At 65.7% G+C, this 18913-nt stretch carries 17 protein-coding genes; 11 read left to right on the plus strand and 6 right to left on the minus strand.

Going from position 1 to position 18913, the window contains the following annotated elements; genetic code table 11:
- Positions 1-72 precede the first annotated feature (72 nt).
- A complete protein-coding gene (locus ACIBJI_RS27155) occupies positions 73-672 on the plus strand; it encodes a methionine biosynthesis protein MetW (RefSeq protein ID WP_364352119.1) in 600 nt (199 codons plus the stop codon).
- 18 nt (positions 673-690) lie between these two features.
- On the opposite strand, the gene rffA is transcribed toward ACIBJI_RS27155, so the two are convergent.
- A complete protein-coding gene (gene rffA / locus ACIBJI_RS27160; RefSeq protein ID WP_364352116.1) occupies positions 691-1830 on the minus strand; it encodes a dTDP-4-amino-4,6-dideoxygalactose transaminase in 1140 nt (379 codons plus the stop codon).
- Positions 1820-2920: a glycosyltransferase family 2 protein gene (locus ACIBJI_RS27165; protein WP_364352113.1), complete on the minus strand. Its 1101-nt coding sequence runs from the start codon at positions 2918-2920 to the stop codon at positions 1820-1822. The genes rffA and ACIBJI_RS27165 overlap by 11 nt, the downstream gene beginning before the upstream one ends.
- Positions 2921-3178: 258 nt before the next feature.
- Here ACIBJI_RS27165 and ACIBJI_RS27170 point away from each other — a divergent pair, with 258 nt between their 5' ends.
- The 4 genes from ACIBJI_RS27170 to ACIBJI_RS27185 all read left to right on the plus strand — a co-directional run bounded on the left by ACIBJI_RS27170 (position 3179) and on the right by ACIBJI_RS27185 (position 8460).
- Positions 3179-5386 carry a hypothetical protein gene (locus tag ACIBJI_RS27170; RefSeq protein ID WP_397086472.1) on the plus strand — a complete coding sequence of 736 codons (2208 nt, stop codon included), beginning with the start codon at positions 3179-3181 and terminating at the stop codon, positions 5384-5386.
- Positions 5387-5455: 69 nt separating this feature from the next.
- Positions 5456-7699 carry a hypothetical protein gene (locus tag ACIBJI_RS27175; protein ID WP_397086474.1) on the plus strand — a complete coding sequence of 748 codons (2244 nt, stop codon included), beginning with the start codon at positions 5456-5458 and terminating at the stop codon, positions 7697-7699.
- Entirely contained in the window at positions 7696-8205 is a 510-nt protein-coding gene (locus ACIBJI_RS27180) for a GtrA family protein (RefSeq protein WP_397086453.1), read from the plus strand. Before ACIBJI_RS27175 ends, ACIBJI_RS27180 begins: the two co-directional genes overlap by 4 nt.
- A 21-nt stretch (positions 8206-8226) precedes the next feature.
- Positions 8227-8460, plus strand: a complete 234-nt coding sequence (locus tag ACIBJI_RS27185) for a Trm112 family protein (RefSeq protein WP_040689305.1) — start codon at positions 8227-8229, stop codon at positions 8458-8460.
- Positions 8461-8505: 45 nt separating this feature from the next.
- On the opposite strand, the gene ACIBJI_RS27190 is transcribed toward ACIBJI_RS27185, so the two are convergent.
- From ACIBJI_RS27190 to ACIBJI_RS27205, 4 genes are all read right to left on the minus strand, one after another.
- Entirely contained in the window at positions 8506-9153 is a 648-nt protein-coding gene (locus ACIBJI_RS27190; protein ID WP_364352108.1) for a TetR family transcriptional regulator, read from the minus strand.
- Positions 9150-9941: an ABC transporter permease gene (locus tag ACIBJI_RS27195; RefSeq protein ID WP_364352106.1), complete on the minus strand. Its 792-nt coding sequence runs from the start codon at positions 9939-9941 to the stop codon at positions 9150-9152. Before ACIBJI_RS27195 ends, ACIBJI_RS27190 begins: the two co-directional genes overlap by 4 nt.
- A complete protein-coding gene (locus tag ACIBJI_RS27200; RefSeq protein WP_364352103.1) occupies positions 9938-10669 on the minus strand; it encodes an ABC transporter ATP-binding protein in 732 nt (243 codons plus the stop codon). Before ACIBJI_RS27200 ends, ACIBJI_RS27195 begins: the two co-directional genes overlap by 4 nt.
- A 77-nt stretch (positions 10670-10746) precedes the next feature.
- A complete protein-coding gene (locus ACIBJI_RS27205; RefSeq protein ID WP_364352100.1) occupies positions 10747-12264 on the minus strand; it encodes a multicopper oxidase domain-containing protein in 1518 nt (505 codons plus the stop codon).
- Between the two features lie 180 nt (positions 12265-12444).
- Here ACIBJI_RS27205 and ACIBJI_RS27210 point away from each other — a divergent pair, with 180 nt between their 5' ends.
- The 6 genes from ACIBJI_RS27210 (at position 12445) to tyrS (ending at position 18483) form a co-directional block, all read left to right on the plus strand.
- Entirely contained in the window at positions 12445-13623 is a 1179-nt protein-coding gene (locus ACIBJI_RS27210; RefSeq protein WP_397086456.1) for an NAD(P)/FAD-dependent oxidoreductase, read from the plus strand.
- 97 nt (positions 13624-13720) lie between these two features.
- A complete protein-coding gene (locus tag ACIBJI_RS27215; RefSeq protein WP_397086458.1) occupies positions 13721-14611 on the plus strand; it encodes an RNA polymerase sigma-70 factor in 891 nt (296 codons plus the stop codon).
- A gap of 31 nt (positions 14612-14642) precedes the next feature.
- Positions 14643-15791 (plus strand): low temperature requirement protein A, encoded by a 1149-nt coding sequence (locus ACIBJI_RS27220; protein ID WP_397086460.1) that lies wholly within the window; start codon positions 14643-14645, stop codon positions 15789-15791.
- 22 nt (positions 15792-15813) lie between these two features.
- Positions 15814-16425, plus strand: coding sequence for a DNA-3-methyladenine glycosylase (locus ACIBJI_RS27225; RefSeq protein WP_364352088.1), 612 nt, complete (start codon positions 15814-15816; stop codon positions 16423-16425).
- 107 nt (positions 16426-16532) lie between these two features.
- Positions 16533-16970, plus strand: a complete 438-nt coding sequence (locus ACIBJI_RS27230; RefSeq protein WP_364352085.1) for a DoxX family protein — start codon at positions 16533-16535, stop codon at positions 16968-16970.
- 223 nt (positions 16971-17193) lie between these two features.
- Positions 17194-18483, plus strand: a complete 1290-nt coding sequence (gene tyrS / locus ACIBJI_RS27235) for a tyrosine--tRNA ligase (RefSeq protein ID WP_364352082.1) — start codon at positions 17194-17196, stop codon at positions 18481-18483.
- The last annotated feature ends 430 nt before the right edge of the window (positions 18484-18913 follow it).

Consider the following 18913-nt stretch of genomic DNA (forward strand, 5'->3'; position numbering starts at 1 on the left):
GGCGGTTCCTCGCGGGCTGCCCGGCGCATCCGGGTGGCGTAGTTGCCACGTCGACAACTGTTCAGGGGTGCAGTGAGACCGAGCCTTATCTACCGCAGCGGAACCATCTACGAGCTGTTGATGCGGGGGCTGTATGGGCGGCACTACCCCGCTCGGTATCGCGCGATAGCCGAACTCGTGCCCGATGGCGCCAGCGTGGTCGACCTGTGCTGTGGGCCCGCGACGCTGTACACCCGCTACCTGCGCGACCGGTCCATCGAATACGCCGGACTCGACCTCAACGGCCGATTCATCGCCAGGCTGGCCCGGGCGGGTGGACGCGGCGTGGTGTGGAACTTGCGTTCCGATACCCCACTGCCCGAGGCCGATTACGTCATCATGCAGTCGAGCCTGTATCACTTTCTGCCCGAACCTGCTCCGGTCATCGATCGGATGCTGGCGGCGGCGGGAAAGCAGGTGATCATCGCGGAGCCGATTCGCAACTTGGCCACAAGCGACAATCGGGTGCTCGCCGCGATCGGCCAGCGGTTCACCGATGCGGGCGACGGCGCACAGGCGCGCCGGTTCAGCGAGGCGACTCTGGACGCGTTCTTCCGCGGTTACGAGGCGCGCGTGGTACAGCGGTCGCTGATCGCCGGTGGCAGGGAGAAGCTGTTCGTGCTCACCGCGTGAGGCGGGCCCGGCGCTCGCCTAAACGGTGTATGCGGTGACGGCGTCGATGACCCTGGCGATCTGATCGTCGGTGAGGTCGGGCCAAAGTGGCAGGCGAACAACGGTTCCCGAGAATTCGGCGCTGCGCAGACAGGGCTTCGGGGTGCGGCCCAGTTTGAGTCCGGCCGGGCTGGAATCCAGCGGAACATAGTGGAACGGCGCCGAAATACCGCGTGCGGCCAGATGTGCGATCAGATCGTCGCGCTGCCGCTCGGTAGGTGTGCGCAGGTAGTACAGATGCGCGGTATGTGTTCGGTCCTCGGGCACCGCCATGAGCCGGACATCGTTGCGGCGGGCCCAGTCCGGCAGTGCGGCGGCGTACGCGTCCCAAACCCGGTGCCGTCCGGTCTGGATCGTCTCGAATTCGTCCAGCTGCGCGTCCAGCACCGCCGCGTTGAGCTCGCTGGGCAGATAGCTGGAGCCGATATCCTGCCAGGAGTACTTGTCCACCGCGCCGCGCAGGAAACGAGCGCGGTCGGTGCCCTTCTCGCGGATGATCTCGGCGCGCGACATGAGGATCTCGTCGGTGAGCAGTAGTGCACCGCCCTCGCCGCAGTGCACGTTCTTGGTGTCGTGGAAGCTGAGCGTACCGAGGGTGCCGAGGGTGCCCAGTGGGCGATCGCGCCACCGGCCGCCGAGGCCGTGCGCATTGTCCTCCACAATGGCGATGCCGTGCGCGTCGGCGAGTGCGAGCAGCCCGGCCATATCGGCGGCCACCCCGCCGTAGTGGATGACCACAACGGCCTTGGTTCGCTCGGTGATCACCGCGGCGACCGATTCGGGATCCAAATTGCCTGTTTCCGGGTCGATATCGGCGAAGACACAGGTGGCGCCGCGCAGTGCCATGGCCGTCGCGGTCGACGTGAACGCGAAACTCGGCACGATCACCTCGTCGTCGGGGCCGAGCTCGAGCAGCAGACCCGCCATCTCCAGTGCGGAGGTGCACGAGGTGGTCAGCAGCGCATGCGGCGCCTCGGTGATGGTCTTCAGCTTCGCGGTGGCCGAGGCGGTGAACCGCCCGTCGCCGTGACTGTGGTCGGAGGCGAGAACGGCCTCCAGATTGGCCAGTTCGCGGCGGGCCCGGAACGGGCGGCTGAAGATGACTCGGTCAGTGCTCAACCTGGTCGTTCTCCCTGCTGGCGGCGGTTGTGGTCATTTCTCGGTTATCCGCCGGGCGCGGCGTCGGCGAACCGACGGTCAGGTACAACGGCTTGCCGACGAGGATATGCAAAGCCACACCGAGGTATTCGGCGATGAGTCCCAGCGAGAACAAGATCGTTCCCGAACATAGCAGCAGCACGACGATCATCGAGGCCCAGCCCTCGGGCGCCCAATTATCGGCGGTGAGCGCCTCGTATACGACGAAGGCGGCCATCACGCCACCGGCCAGCGCGAGGGTTACCCCGAGCAGGCTGACCAGCCGCAGGCCCCGGGTTCCGCTGCACAGAACCATTTTCCAGAACAGCGAGAACAGACGGCGATAGTTGTAGCCGGAGTCCTCACGGCCCTCGGCGCGCAAGGTCACCGGCACCTGGGCGACGGTGCCGACCACCCAGGTCAGCGCGACGTCGAGGTAGGCGCCGTTGGAGGCGACCTCGGCGAGTTGGCGGCCGATATCGCCGCGGATCAGCCGGTAGCTTTCGAATCGGGTGGAGTCCGGGAAGGCGAAGATCGTCGCGAGCACCACCTTCGCGCCGCGCGAGGTGATATTGCGCAGGAATCCGTGCGGGCGGGTGTTGGTCGGCTTCGAATAGACCAGATCGGCGCGCTCGGTCAGGGCCGCGTCCAGGAATGCGCCGATGAAGGCGGGATCGTGCTGGCCGTCCTCGTCCATGGTGACGATCCAGTCGCCCCGGGCGGCCGACATTCCGGCGATGGTTGCGGCGTCCTGCCCGAAGTTGCGGCTGAGCCAGACGACGCGGACCTCCGGATACGTCTGCTCGAGTTCCTGCAGCACCACATCGGAGCGGTCGGGACCGTGGTCGTGTACCAGGATGATCTCGCCGACCGTGAAGGCGACGCCGCCGGGAGTGTCGGTGGGATCGGTCAGCCGGTGCAGTTCTTCGACAAGTCCACCGATGGTTTCTTCGCCCCGATAGATCGGCACCACGACCGATACCGCGTGCGGCTGGTCGGCGCCCGGCCGAGCGGGGCGTCCGTTGGTCGCACCCGCGGGCGAGCCGTTGGGGTGGGCGGTGGGAATCGGCATCAGCTGGATCGACTTTCGATGACGGTGCGTGCCGGTAATCTCCGCTGGACAGCAGAGCCCGAGCCGCCGTGAACTTTAACACGGTACGCATACGGCATTCCGGAGCAGCTCATCGCACCATCATGGTGGTGTCGGCGGTTCGATGCCAAGCTCGACTGTGCGCTGTAGGGTTTGGAACTCGTGACGGTTGGTGCAGTGACGGAGGCGAAAAACGCAGGACCCGACGCCCGCGACAGGGAGCCCGATTCACGTCGGGAGGTGTACCGATGGGGTGCCGTCTGCACACTCGGTGTCATCGCTGGATACCTGGCGGTACTGCTGGCCAACGCACGGCACTTCTACACCGACGACACCGAATCCCAGTACACCGGACTCTGGGTGGGATTGGGACGCGCGCTGCGTGACGGCACCTTCCCGGTGCTGGTGCCCGAGCGCTGGATGTCGGGCAACAACACGATGGATGATGCCGGCCTGTTCAACCCGCCGCAGCTGCTGATCGATCTGATCGCGCCGTCGGTCGACAACATGGCGGTGTACGCGACCGTCGTCAAACTGATCTTCGCGATCATCGCTGCGCTCGGTGTCTACCGGATCTGCCTGGTATACGGTGCGCGGCCGGTGTGGTCCGCGGTCGCGGGTGTCGCGTTCCCGCTGTCGGGTTTCTTCCTGTTCTTCGACGAGGCCAGTTGGATGACTGCGCTCACCGGCACCGCATGGCTGGTCCATGCCTGGGCGTCGTCGGTGCGCTACACCCGCGGTCTCGGCGGGCCGATTCCGGTCTTCATCTACCTCTACCTGGCCATCTCCACGCAGTACATCTTCCCGGCCGTCGAGGCGGCGCTGATGCTGCTCGCCGTCGCGGTGGGCGAGCTCGTCTACCAACGCAAATGGCAGCCGGTGGCGCGGTTGACCCTCGCCGCGACGGGTGCCGGCCTGGCCGGATTGCTGACCTTTCTGCCGAGCATGCTCTCGGCGAAGGTGACCTGGCGCGGCACCATGGAGATCAACAACGACCAGTTCTTGACGGTGCCGTGGTCGGAATCGCTGAATGCCAGTCTGCCGAGCACATTGCCCGCGTTCACCTCCTGGTGGGGCTATATCCAGCCGATGCCGGTCACCTATATCGCCTGGTTCCTGATTCCAGCGTTGGCCTTCATCGACTGGCGGCGCGCCCGCGAATCCTGGCGCGAGCTCAGCGGGGTCGCACTGTTCGCGATCATCATGCTGATGTGGAGTGCCGGACCGGGTTCGATCGGTCCGCTGCGCTGGCCGGTGCGGGTGCTGCCGATGCTCGCGCTCGGCCTGCTCGTGGTGGTCTGTGTGTTACTCGGGCGCTACGCCACCGTCCGTGATCTGAAGAGTCGCGGCGTCGCTGCCGCTGTGCTGATCGGTCTGCTGTGGGTGCGGTCCTTTTCCGCGGATCCACACAATGTGGTCCGGCACGTACTGGCGGCCGCCGCGATCGGCGCGCTCGCCGCCGGAGCGGTATGGCTGGGGCGTAACCGGAGTCTGGCCACCGCGGGTGTGCTGATCATCGTCGCGATGTTCCCGATCGCGTTCTATCAGGTCAATGCCGCTCAGCCGACACCGATGACATGGCATCTGCCGACCAACAGGTCCGAGGCGCAGGCCGCGTTCCCGGACTTTCCCGGTACCACGATCCAACTCGGCGAGCGCGGGTTACTGCAGCGCGACGATATGAGCCTCGACGGCGCCTACGGATCTCTGGTCTTCGGCAACTACGCCAAATCGCTCGAGCTGACCTATGTCAATGGGTACACCCCGACCGGTCACTTCTATTTCGGCGAACTGCTGTGCATGCGGTGGGACAGCAGCGTCTGCCCGGACGCCTATCGGCGGATGTTCGCCCCGGAGCCGACCACCGGCCGTCCCCTTGTCGATCTGATGAAGCTGGACCGGGTGGTGTTGCAGCGCGCCCTGTTCCCCGATGCGCGCAATCAGCCGGCACCGGAGGGCTGGAAGTGGGTCGACTATCCCGGCCACGAGCGCTACATCTCGGTGCTGGAACGCGTGGACGGTTTGATCTCGACGGTGAACGGTCGCGTCGCGGATGCGAAAAATGTGACAGCGACATCGATTTCGGAGACCGATACCACCAGCCGGGTACGGGTGTCCTCGGCCGGCGGCGGCAAGGTGGTATTCGCGCGCCTCGGCTGGCCGGGTTACCGGGTGACCCTGGACGGTAAGCAGATCCCGATCACCACCGTGGCGAAGTCCTTTGTCGCCGTCGACATACCCGCCGGCACGCAGAACGCCGAACTGGTGCTGACCTGGCGGCCGCCGGGCTGGAAGATCGGAATCGGCACCACAGCGCTCGGCATCGCCGCCATCGGGGTGGTGCAGTGGCTGTGGGTGCGATCGCGGCGTCGGGCCCCGGAGCCGCCGGCGGCGGATCATCCGAGCCCCGGCGAGCCGGATCGTGAATTGGCGGACGTGGTCTCGTAGCGGTCGATCCGTGCATCCCGATCGGAGGTGTCCCTCGACGAGTGCGCCCTGTAGGGTCTGGAACTCGTGGTGGAAAGCAGCGCCCCCGCCCGGCGGGACGTGTACAAGTGGGGATTCATAACCGCGCTCGGTGTGATCGCCGGATATGTTGCCGTCCTGCTGGCCAATGCCAGGCATTTCTACACGGATGACAGTGAGTCGCAGTACGGCCCGCTGTGGGTGATGCTCGGCCGGTCCCTGCGCGACGGACAGTTCCCGGTGCTGGTCCCCGAGCACTGGATGGCAGGCAACTACGCCATTGAGGAGGCGGGCCTGCTGAATCCGCCGCAACTGCTGATCGATCTGATCGCGCCCTCGGTCGACAATATCGCGCTCTACACCACCGTGATCAAGCTGATCTTCGCGGTCGTCCTGGGAACCGGTGTGTACCGCATCTGCCTGGAGTACGGGGCGCGGCTGCCGTGGGCCGCCGTCGCGGGTGTGTCGATTCCGTTCACCGGTTGGCTGCTGTTCTTCGACGAGGCCAGTTGGTACACCGCCTTCACCGGTACCGCGTGGCTGGTGCATGCATGGGCATCCAGCGTGCGCTACGCACGGGGACGTGGCGGGCCGATCCCGACCTTCGTTTTCCTGTATCTGGCCATCTCGGTGCAATACATTTTCCCCGCGGTCGAGGCCGGGCTGATGATCGGCGCGGTGGCCGTGGGGGAGGTTGTTTACCAACGCAAATGGCAGCCGTCGCTGCGACTGCTCGCGGTCGCGGGCTGTGCTGCGGTGGCAGGGCTGGCCACCTATCTGCCGAGCATGCTGTCGGCGAAGGTGACGTGGCGCGGCACGGCTCAGATCAATAACGACCAGTTCCTGACCGTGCCATGGTCGGAATCGCTCAATGCCAGCCTGCCCAGCTCGTTGCCCGCGTACAACTCCTGGTGGGGTTATGTGCAGCCGATGCCGGTGGTCTATATCGCCTGGTTCCTGATTCCGGCGCTGGCCTTCGTCGACTGGCGCAAGGCGCGCGCTTCGTGGCGGGAGTTCAGCGCGATCGCGCTCGTCGCGTTGATGGCGCTGATGTGGACGGCGGGGCCGGGCACCATCGGCCCGCTGCGCTGGCCCGCGCGAGTGTTGCCGATGCTGGCCCTCGGACTGTTGGTGCTGGTGTGCGTGCTGCTCGGCCGCTTCGCCACCTTCGAGAATTGGCGTGGCCGCGGTATCGCAGCGGGCGTGCTGATCGGGCTGCTGTGGGTGCGGTCGTTCTCGGCGGCGCCGCGCGAGGTCATCTGGCATGTGGTGGCGGCGGTCGGAATCGCCGTGCTCGGCGCGGCCGTCGTGTGGCTCGGGATGAAGAAGAGCATGGCGGCGGCCTGCGCGTTGACCATCGTTTCGGTGTTCCCGATCGCGTTCCTGCAGGTGCGTGCGGCACAGCCGACGCCGATGAGCTGGAATCTGCCCGAGCAGCGGTCGCAGATGAAGGCCGCGTTTCCCGAATTTCGGGGCACCACCTTGCAATTGGCCGATCGCGGGCTGATCCGGCCGGAGGATCGTTCGCTGCGGGGCGCGTACGGATCGCTGGTCTTCGGTAACTACGCCAAGGATCTGGAGAAGACCTACGTCAGCGGTTATACGCCCAACGGGCACTTCTGGTTCGGTGAAATGCTGTGCATGCGCTGGGACACCAGCGTCTGCCCCGATGCCTTCCGGCGGGCCTTCGCGACGGAGCCCACTACCGGTATGACGATCGTCGACCTGATGAAGGTGGATCGGGTAGTGCTGCAGAAGGCGCTGTACCCGGACGCGCGCAATCAACCCGCACCATCTGGCTGGCATTGGGTCGACTACCCGGACCATGAGCAGTACATCGCGGTGCTCGAGCGAGTGGGTGGGCTGCTGTCCACGCAGAACGGCCGGGTGTCGACGGTCTCGGGCGGCACCGCGACGTCGGTGTCGGAATCGGAGCTGACCAGCCGGGTTCGCGTGAGTTCGGATACTGGTGGTCGCGTGGTCTTCGCCCGGCTGGGCTGGCCGGGCTATCAGGTGAAGCTGAACGGCCGGGCGATCCCCTTTGACGTGGTCGCGAAAACCTTCGTCGCCGTGGATATTCCGGCCGGTACCAAGAACGGCGACCTGGAGCTGACCTGGCGGCCGCCGGGGTGGAAGATCGGCGGGGTCGCGATACTGCTCGGGCTGTTCGGAATCGGCGCATTGCAGTGGATGTTCGTGCGCGGTCGCGAGCGCGACGAGGACGACGCGCAGCGGACCGAACCGCCGGTGACCGCGTCTGTTTCGGAACCCGATCTGGCGGGAGTATCTCGTTGACAGCTGACCAGCAGGCCGAATTCACGGCGGATCATGCGGGCGCGACCGGTGCCGAGGATCCGGGTCTGCTGCTGCGGCTGGTGCGTCGGCAGGAGATCGCCTTCGCGATGGTCGGTGCGTTCAATACCGCGCTGGGGATGGTGCTGACGCTGCTGTGGCTGTCGGTGCTCGGCGAGCGGGTGCCGCCCGCGGTCGCGGTCGTCGCCGCCTATTCCGTCAGCATCGTTATCGCGTTCGTACTGCATCGCACGTTGGTCTTCCGGGTGCGCGGACATATGCTGCGCGATTTCGTTCGCTTCGTGGCGGTCAATTCCGGTGGGCTGCTGATGAATATCGCACTGCTGTCGCTGGCCGTTTCGGTGCTGCATCTGCCGAGTAGGCCGGCCGCGGTGGTGGTGATGGGTCTGGTCGCCATCGCGAGCTTCTTCGGGCATCGCTACATCTCGTTCCGCCGGGCGCCCATGCCCGAGCCGCCGTCGGGCGGTTCGGGTGCGGAACGGTTCTAGGCGCCGGGTAAGTTATCGATCATGCCGGAGGAAACCGCCTTGGACGCCACACTGTTGAGCCTGCTCGCCTGCCCGCAGGACAAGGGTCCGCTGCTGTTGGTCCGCGACGACAAGGGCGCGACCGCCCTCTACAACCCGCGCCTGCGCCGCGCTTACCCGATCGAGAACGGCATTCCGGTGCTGCTGATCGATGAGGCCCGCGATGTCACCGACGCCGAGCACGCCGCCTTCACCAGCCAGCACGCCGACGCCTGAGCAGTTATCCGCTCGGTGGCGCACGATAGCGTGCGCCACCGCGAATCACGGTGCGGGAGTATCAATTTCACCGGTGAGATAGCGCTGCAGCGTGGGGGCGACGGCCGCGACCAGTTCGGGACCCGGCATCGAGGCCAGCGGTTCTATCTCCAGGATCTTGCGCGCGACCAGCACGCCGATCATCTGCGTTCCCACCAGCGCGACCCGGGCGCGACCGTCATCCTCGGGCTTCGCGATCCGCATCCGTACCCGTTCCAGGACGACATCCAGGACAAATGTCCTGGCCAGCGCGGTATCACCGCCCGCGAGAATGCTGCGCACCGCCGCGACGATCCCGGGACCAGCGGGGGAGTCCCATACCGCGAGCACCGAACCGAGAATGGTTTCGCCGAGCCGATCCAGCGGCGCGGCCTCGATCAGACGCAGCGTGGCCTCAGGATCGATCGGCAACTCGACCACCGCGGCGAACAGTTGCTGTTTGGTCCCGAAATAGTGGTGGACCAGCGCGGGATCCACCCCGGCGTCGGCGGCGACGGCGCGAATCGAGGTCTTGTCGAAACCGATTTCGGCGAAGCGGGCGCGGGCGGCAGCGAGGATGTCCTCGCGGGCGCCGGAGCGACCCGGCCGGCGACCGGAGCGAGTGCCCCGGTCGCCGTTGGTCGTCGGGTCCGGTGCGGTCTCCTCGGCCGTCACGTGGTCCGCCGTCGTAGCGTGGCCGCGCCCAGGCACAGCGCGACAATGGCGAATCCGGCGACGACAGCCAGATCACGCAGCATCTGACCCGTGACATCCGAATGTGTCGAAACCTGTTGCAGCGCATCGACCGCATAGCTCAACGGCAGCACATTGCTGATCGCCTCCAACCAGCCGGGCAACTGTCCGCGCGGAACAAGCAAGCCGCACAGGAAGATCTGCGGTGCGACCACCACCGGCATGAACTGCACGGCCTGGAATTCGGTGCGTGCGAAGGCGCTTGCCAATAGCCCGAGTGCGACGCCGCAGATCGCGTCGACCATGGCGATCACCACCACCCAGACCGGACTGCCCGCCGAATCCAGGCCGAGCAGCCCGAAGGAGACCAGACAGGCCACCGCCGCCTGTGCCGCCGCGGCCAGCGAGAAGGCGGTGCCGTAGCCGGCGAGCAGATCGAGCTTCGACAGCGGTGTGGTCAGCAACCGCTCCAAGGTGCCGGAGGTGCGTTCGCGCTGCATGGCGATCGCCGTGATCAGAAACATCACGATGAACGGCAGGATGCCGAGCATGCTGATGCCGACGCGGTCGAAGATCGGCACCGGGTTCAACGGGTTGGTCGGGGCGTCCTTGTAGATGAAGTAGAGCAGCGCCATCAGGACCGCGGGAACCACGAGAATCATTGCGACAGTGCGGTGGTCGTTGCGCAGCTGACGCAGGATGCGTCCGGTCGTCGCGACATAGGGACGCAGCGTCGGTGTCCGGTGGCGCGGTATGAGGGTGGTAGTCATGCCGCACGTCCCATCGTGATCAGAGTGAGGAAGGCTTGTTCGAGGTTCTGCTCACCGGTCTCGGTGCGCAGTTCGTCCGGGCTGAGCTCGGCGAGCAGATCGCCCTCGCGCATCAACAGCAGTTTGTCGCAGTGCTCGGCCTCGTCCATCACGTGGCTGGAGACCAGCAGTGTCGTTCCGTTGGCGGCCAACTCGTGGAACTGTTTCCACAGGTCGACGCGCAGTACCGGATCCAGGCCGACCGTCGGTTCGTCCAGGATCAACACCTCCGGCTGCGCGACCAAGGCGCAGGCCAGTGATGCGCGGGTCTCCTGGCCGCCGGAGAGCTCGTCGCCGCGCTGATGGGCGTTGTCGAGCAGACCGACCGCGGCTATGGCTGTGTCGATGTCGTCGCGATCACGGCCGTAGAGCGCGCCGTAGTAGGCGACGTTTTCGCGCACGCTGATATCGCGGTAGATGCTCGGTGCCTGGGTCACATAACCGATCCGATGCCGCAGTTCCGCTGCGCCCGCCGGTAGTCCGAGCGCGGATATCTCGCCGGACGCCACGATCTGGGTTCCGACGACGCTGCGCATGAGCGTGGTCTTGCCGCATCCCGACGGTCCGAGCAGTCCGGTGATGGAACCGCGCGGGATGGTCAGCGAGATGTTGTGTAGGACTTCGCGGCCGCCGCGGCGCACGGTGAGGTTGCGAACCTCGACGGCGTGGGATGAGTGCAGGTCCGTCATGGGACGCCTCAATTCATCGAGTGTTGAATTCACTGTGTGATGAATTTAGCGCGCTCTGGTTCGCTGGGCAAGACCCGTTAGTGGTGATGTGTTGGTGTTCCGGCCGACTGGCCGGGCTCGACCACGACAAACTGGCCCATCATGCCCTGGTCCTCATGCCAGAGCAGGTGGCAGTGATACATGTACGGCGAGTTCGGATCGGCGGGTCCGTCGAACCGCATGGCGAGTTTCGCGGTGGTATTCGGCGGCAGGAAGATGGTGTCCTTCGGGCCGGTCAGCGCTTCGGGCGGCGGTGCGGCGTTCAATTCGAGGACGCGGAACTGCACATCGTGAATGTGGAAGTTGTGCGGCATGCCGTCGTTGTTGTGCACCACCCAGGTTTCGGCGGTGCCGCGAGTGACCGTCAGATCGATCCGATCCATTGCCATCGGACTGCCGTTGATACCACTCAGATTCAGTTCGAAGTTTCGCTCGCGCACGGAATCCGAGCCATCCGGTGTGGATGGATGTGTCAGTACCGCAGGCAATTCCGGCGATTGCCGCAATGTCGAGGCCGCACGCAATTCGAGGATGTCGAAGCTGTCGTCACCGCCTGAGAATCGCTGCGTCCAGAAGTTCAGTCCCGCATCGAGTTTCGTGCTGCGCAGCACCGTCCGTTCGCCGGGCCGCACGCGAACCACGATCTCGGCGCGTTCGCCCGGCGACAACCGCACCCGATCGAGCGCGACCGGATGTTCCACCAGTCCGCCGTCGGTGCCGACCAGCGAGAAGTGGCGTTCGTCGGCGAAGCCGAAGGTGTAGATCCGCGCCGTCGAAGCATTGAGCAACCGCAACCGCACGAGCTCATCGCCGACACTCCGATAGGGCGTGAGAGTTCCGTTCACCATGGTCCGGTCGCCGAGGAACCCGACGTCGCGGAACATGCCGTGTGACGAATCGAGCTGATTGCCACGGAATTTCACGTCCTGGACGATCACCGGCAGATCATCGACGCCGTAGTTCTTCGGCAGCGAAAGCCCTTCGGACACTTCGTCATCGAGTAGGAATAGCCCCGCGAGACCACGCCGGACGTGCTCTTCGGTCGCACCGTGCGGATGCGGGTGGTACCAGAGCGTGGCGGCGGGCTGGTCCACTGTCCAGTGCGGTGTCCACGTGTCACCGGCCTGCACCATCTGGTGTGGCCCGCCATCCATTGCCGCGGGCAGATGCATCCCGTGCCAGTGCACCGTCGACTGCTCCGAAAGATTGTTCCGAACTGCGACTTCTACCTTCTCCCCGCGCCGCGCCCGCAGCGTTGGTCCGAGATAGTCTCCGTTGAACCCCCATGTCCCGGTCGACTGACCCGCACGGAATTCCCTTTGCCCCGAACGCATTTCGAGTTCGAAGACCCGCGTACCGTCCGCTCGCACCCGAGACTGCGCCAGCGGCGGAATCGCGAGTTCGTTATTGAATTCGGTACTGCCGACAGTAGATATGGACGCACTGCTGTACACCCACGTCACGCAGCCGCCAACCGATAGCAGCAAAATCGTCGTGACCGCCACGCCGATCGAGAGAAACCGCCGCAACCACCGCGGCCGGGAAACCGAAGACATGCCGCAGACGGTAAGGATCACCGGCCCCTGACCACATCCGGGAGCGTCCCCATTTCACCCCTGATCCGGTGGGTGTCCCACGTCACATCGCGTGGCTGTCACGTCCGGCGGTGCTGCTTTGTCCGATGGTCGTCACCAACCAACAACCTGCCCCGGTGACACCGACCACGGGAGCAAGCCATGACCACCACCACGCATCGGATCGTCGTACTCGGCGCGGGCTACACCGGCATGCTGGCCGCCATTCGGCTGGCCAGGCGTACCCGCAAGCTCGATGTCAAGATCACCCTCGTCAACCCGGCCGCCCGCTTCACCGAGCGGCTGCGCATGCACCAGATCGCCGCGGGGCAGGAGTTGGCCGATAATCGGATCCCGCAAATCCTGGCGGGTACGGGCATCGAATTCGTCCAGGGCTGGGCAACTTCCATCGATCCCGAGGCCCAGCGGGTCTACCTCGATGGCACCGGCACGCTGCACTACGACGAGCTGGTCTACGCACTCGGCAGCAGCACCGACACCAGCATCGTGCCCGGCGCCGACGATCACGCCTGGACCCTGAACGATCCGCGCACCGCCCACCGATTCTCTGAACACCTCGCGGTGGTTGCGGCCAATGGTGGCACTGTCGCGGTGTGTGGCGGCGGTCTGGCCGGTATCGAGGCGGCAGCCGAAATCGCTGAAAGCTTCCCGGGCCTGCGCGTCACGCTGATCAGCAGGACCGAACCGGGCGCGATGATGGGCGATAAGGCCCGTGCCTATCTGAACAAGGCACTCGATCGGCTCGGCGTGGCTCGTCAGGTCGGCCAGTCGGTCACCAAGGTGCTGCCGGACGCGGTCGAACTCGCCAGTGGCGAACTGGTTTCGGCCGATCTGACCCTGTGGACCACCGGCGTCCGTGTCTCGCCACTGGCCGCACAGGCGGGCATCGAAACCGATGCGCGCGGGCTCATCGTGGTCGATCCGACCCTGCGGTCGGTTTCGCACCCGAACATCCATGCCATCGGCGATGCCGCCGCAGTGCGCCAGGCCTGGGGACAGATCCACGGCACCTGCCAGTCCGGTATGCCGACCGCGGCGTACGCCGCCGACACCATCGCGCGGCAGCTGAAGGGCAAGAAGGTCAAGCCGTTCCGGTTCGGCTACTTCCACCAGCCCGTCAGCTTGGGGCGCACGGATGCTGTCATCCAGTTCACCAAGGTCGACGACACCCCCGGCCGGTTCTACCTGACCGGACGCGCCGCCGTGCTGTACAAGGAGAGCGTGAGCAGCAGCCCGTTGCCGAGCTTCAAGCTCAGCAAGAAGATGACGGTCTCGGTCCAGCTGTCCAAGGGCGGCAAGGCCACGCGTCGGACCGTATGAACCGGATGAGCCGTCCGCCAGCCCAGGCGGGCGGTTTCCGCGTTCGTCCCGAAAGCTGGATTGCCAAATCCGGACTTGCACTAGGAGCATGGGCCAAATGGTCGACGCTACGCCCGCGCGGGATCCATTCATCGAACACCGGCGGCTGCTCTTTTCCACCGCCTACCGGATGCTCGGCACCGTCACCGATGCCGAGGACATCCTCCAGGACACCTGGCTGAAGTGGAATGAAACCGATCAGTCGGCGGTCCAGCACCCCAAGTCCTATCTGGTGCGCACAGTCACCAACCTGTCGTTGAACCGGCTCACCTCCGCCAAGGCCAAACGCGAAACCTACGTCGGCCCTTGGCTTCCCGAACCCCTGCTGACCTCACCGAATATCGCCGAGGAGACCGAGTTGGCCGACACCGTCTCCACCGCGATGCTGGTGGTCCTGGAGACCTTGAATCCGGTGGAGCGCGCGGTCTTCCTGCTGCGCGAGGTCTTCGGCTACAGCCACGCCGAAATCGCCGACACCCTCGACAAGCCCGAGGCCACCGTCCGGCAGATCGCACATCGGGCCCGCTCACATGTGCAGTCCCGCCGCCCGCGCTTCGATACCGATAAGGCCGAGCGCACCCACATCACCGAACAATTCATGGCCGCCTGCGCCGGTGGCGATCTCAATGCCCTGATGGATCTGCTCGCCCCCGATGTCACCTCATGGTCTGATGGCGGCGGCGTGGTCACCGCGGCCCGGCGTCCGCTGTACGGACCCGATCATGTGGCCCGCTGGGTCCTCGGCGTACTCGCCAAGCCGTCGGTCGCGGGCATCGTCCTCGAGCCAGCGCATATCAACGGGGAACTCGGTGCGCTGGCGCGCATCGAGGGCAATCCGGTGGCGGCGTTCACCTACGACATCATCGACGGCCACATCCACAACCTGCGCTTCCAGGTGAACCCGAGCAAACTCGGGGGGCTCTACATGGGGACCGACGTCCTCGGGTGACCATTGCGGGGCGTTGCTTTACGATCCTGCCGTGACCAGCCAGACCACGGAAACAAACGTGGACGGAGGTCAGGTTCGGGTTTCCACCCTGGAGCTGTTCTTCGATCTCGTTTTCGTCTTCACCATCACCCAGCTGACCCACGTCTTCACCCACCATCCCGGCTGGGAGGCACTGGCTCAGGTGGTGGTGCTGTTCGGGGTTATCTGGTGGATGTACAGCGGCTACGTCTGGCTCACCAACGAGGTGGCGCCGAGCAGTTCGCAGCGCCGCACGCTGCTGTTGATCGGTATGTTCGGCTTCTTCGTGCTGGCGCTGGCGATCCCGGACGCGTTCCACGGCACGGGTCTAGCTTTCGGTCTCGGATACGTCCTGGTCAACACCGTGCACACGGCACTGTTCTGGGTCAGCGGCGGCACCTCGGCCAGCCAAGCGATCAAACGCCTCGCGCCACTGAACGCGCTCGCGGCAGGGCTCGTGCCCGCGGGCGGATTCGTGCACGGCTGGTGGCAATACCTGTGCTGGGCCTCGGCACTCGCGGTGCAGATACTGAGCCCGTACCTGGTCGACACCCGCGATTTCGTGGTGCGGGCCAGCCACTTCTGTGAGCGCAACGGGCTGGTGATCATCGTCGCCATCGGTGAATCGGTGGTCGCGATCGGTCTGGGACTGGCAGGGGAGAAGCTGACGGTGCCGCTGACCGCCACCGTCGCACTCGGCCTCTGCCTGGTCTATGTGCTGTGGTGGGCCTATTTCGGGATCGACGACGAGCGCGGCGAGCACGCGCTTGCCGCGGTTCCCGCGCGGGAACGCTCGCGTCCCGCGTTGCTCGCCTACGGCTATGCGCTCTACCCACTGCTGATCGGCATTACGGTCGCCGCCGCGGGCATCAATATGACCATCGCGCACGGCAACGAACGCGCTTCCATCGCCGCGGCGTCCGCGCTCTCCGGCGGCGTCGCGCTGTACTTCTTCGGACAATTCTGTTTCCGGCTCGCATTGGGTCTGCCGCGCCCGTGGTCGCGACTGCTCGCCGCCGCTGCGGTGGCCGTCACCATCCCGATCGGTGTCGTATGGGTCGCCTGGGCACAACTGGCAGTGCTGGTCGCTGTCGGCTACGCCGCGGTGATCATCGACGACCTCGTCACGCTGCGCTCGGGCCAGCACAGTCGCTACGTCTGACTTTCGGGAACAATTGAGAGTCGTGCGAAATGAAGAACTCGCGGTCGAACCGCCCGCCGCGGCCCGCCGACTGCTCGGCTCGACGCTGTGGTCCGGACCGGTCGGCGTGCGCATCGTCGAGGTAGAGGCATATGGCGGCGATCCGGCCGGACCGTGGCCGGATCCGGCATCGCATTCCGGACGCGGGCGGACCAAGCGCAATGCGGTGATGTTCGGGCCCGCAGGAGTGCTGTACGTCTACCTCAGCTACGGCATGCACATGTGCGTGAACGTGACCAGCGGTCCGGACGGCACGGCGAGCGCGGTACTCATCAGGTCCGGCGAAGTGATCGCCGGGTTGGAGACGGCAAGGGATCGACGGCCACCAGCCCGCACCGACGCCGATTTGGCAAGGGGCCCAGGAAATCTCGGCAGCGCGCTTGGAATCACGCTGAGCGACTATGGAACTCCGCTCTTCGACCCTGCCTCGCCGATCCGGTTGGAACTCAACGGCGCGATCGACCCCGCCGAGATTTCCAACGGCCCGCGCGTCGGGGTCAGCAGCGCGGCGGATGTACCGTGGCGATTCTGGCTCGCATCACCGGCGGTCTCGGTCTACCGGCGCAGCCCGCGCGCTCCGATGGAAGCGGTATAACGCCAGGTCACAAGAATTTTCGGGATCAGCGATGAGTTTTCGGCGCGGTGTCCGTCCTATCTGTTGAACGCGCTGCACCCGCCGCGACCGAACCGAAGGATAGACAGATGACCGCCATCGCCTCCGCCGCCCCCATCACCGCCGCCGCCGTTGCCCACCGCCCCAGCAAGAAGATGAATATCGCGCTCTGGACCGTGCAGATCCTGCTCGGGCTGTTCTTCATCATCGCCTCCGCCGCCCCGAAGCTGCTGGGTGCGCATGCTGCGGTCGAATCCTTCGACACGATCGGTTGGGGCCAGTGGTTCCGCTACTTCACCGGCTTGGTCGAACTCGCCGGCGGCATCGGCCTGCTGGTGCCCCGCCTGACCGGCCCCGCAGCCGTCGGCCTGACCATCACCATGGTCTGCGCCGCCCTGACCCAGGTGTTCCTGCTCGGCGCGGCCGCTCTGGCGCCCTTCCCGCTGGTGCTCGGCGTGGTGTTCGTCTGGATCGCCTGGCAGCGTCGCGACAGCATCGTCGCGGTGCGGGAGCTGCTGGCTCGCTGAACATCCGAATAACGCACACGATCGGCAGACCTGCGGTCTGTCGATCGTTGTCGCGTTTACCGAAAATGGTTCGCCCTGCGTGGCGGCGCACGGCGACACTGAGGGCCATACCGGTCGCGGGGACCGGTGCGGAAAGATGGGACAGCGTGAGCGAACGAAGTGAGCGAACCATGTGCCAGCGCGCCTCGCGCACGCCGGAGCCGAGCGCCAGCGAGGCGCAGGCGTGAGCGGCGACATCATCGACGAACTGACCTGGCGCGGACTGATCGCGCAGTCCACCGACCTGGAAGCCCTGCGCGCGGCGATAGCCGCCGGGCCGCTGACCCTGTATGCGGGTTTCGATCCCACCGCGGCCAGCCTGCACGCCGGACATCTGGTTCCGCTGCTTGCGCTGAAGCGGTTCCAGCGCGCGGGTCATCGCCCGATTGTGCTGGCCGGCGGTGCCACCGGCCTCATCGGCGACCCGCGCGACGTGGGCGAGCGCACCATGAATTCGACCGATACCGTCGCGGAATGGGCGGGCCGGATCCGCTCGCAACTCGAGCGCTTCGTCGACCTCGACGACTCGCCCACCGGCGCGATCATCGCCAACAATATGGACTGGACCGGTCAGCTATCGACCGTCGACTTCCTACGCGATATCGGCAAGCACTTCTCGGTCAACGTCATGCTGGCCCGCGACACCATCAAGCGGCGCTTGGACGGTGAGGGCATCTCCTACACCGAATTCAGCTACATGCTGTTGCAGGCCAACGACTACCTCCAGCTGCGCCGCAACTACGGCTGCACACTGCAGGTCGGTGGTTCGGACCAGTGGGGCAACATCATCGCCGGCGTGGAGCTGAACCGTCGCGTCGATGCTGCGTCGGTACACGCGCTGACCGTGCCGCTCGTTACCTCGGCCGACGGCAAGAAATTCGGCAAGTCGACCGGCGGCGGCAGCCTGTGGCTCGATCCGGAGATGACCAGCCCGTACGCCTGGTACCAGTACTTCGTGAATACCGCCGATGCCGATGTCGTGCGGTACCTGCGCTGGTTCACCTTCCTGTCCCGCGAGGAGTTGGCCGAGCTGGAGTCGGCCACGACCGAGCGTCCGCATGCTCGGGAAGCGCAGCGCAAGCTGGCCGAGGAAATGACGAATCTGGTGCACGGCGAGGCGAATACCCTCGCCGTGCAGTTGGCGAGTCAGGCCCTGTTCGGCCGCGCGGATCTGCGTGAACTCGATGAGCCGACGCTGTCGGCAGCCCTGCGCGAAGCCGCGGTCGACGGCACGGTCGCGCAGGTCGGGACCGGTGAACCGAGCACGATCGTCGATCTGCTGGTCGCCTCCGGACTGTCGGAGAGCCGCGGCGCCGCGCGTCGGGCGGTGAACGAGGGTGGAGCGTCGGTGAACAACGAGCGGATCTCGGATCTGGAATGGACGCCCGCCGATGCTGACTACCTGCACGGACGGTGGTTGGTGCTGCGCCGCGGCAAGCGGAACTTCGCGGGCGTACTGCGGGCAGGCGCATAAAGATCACGTGGCTCGGGTCACATTCGGGTGGCCCGGACCAGGTTTCGGGGGTGTCGGATGGCCTCTGACCTGCGGAATGACACGCGTGTAGTGCGGATTTGACTCGACGTTCTCCGCCGCGTAACTTTATCCAAGTCAGAGCGACACGGACACCGACCCGGAGCCCAAAGCGCAGCGGAAACGTTGAGCACAGCGGCCTGGGAAACGAGGTAGGACGAGGAGCGCCTGGCGACCAGCGTTGCCGGATCGAACGAGCAGACTTGACTCTGCGCGGGCGGTTGGCTAGGCTAGGAAAGTTGCCTCAACAAGCCTCCCGAGAGAATCTGGGGTGGAGTTGTGTGCGTGTGTTCTTTGAGAACTCAATAGTGTGTCGATGAATGTCAGTGCCAAATGTTTTATTTGGTTCCGGCTCCTCATACCCCCGTGTGGG

Origin of the sequence: Nocardia sp. NPDC050408 (assembly GCF_044458905.1) — a bacterium.
Classification (GTDB): Bacteria; Actinomycetota; Actinomycetes; order Mycobacteriales; family Mycobacteriaceae; genus Nocardia.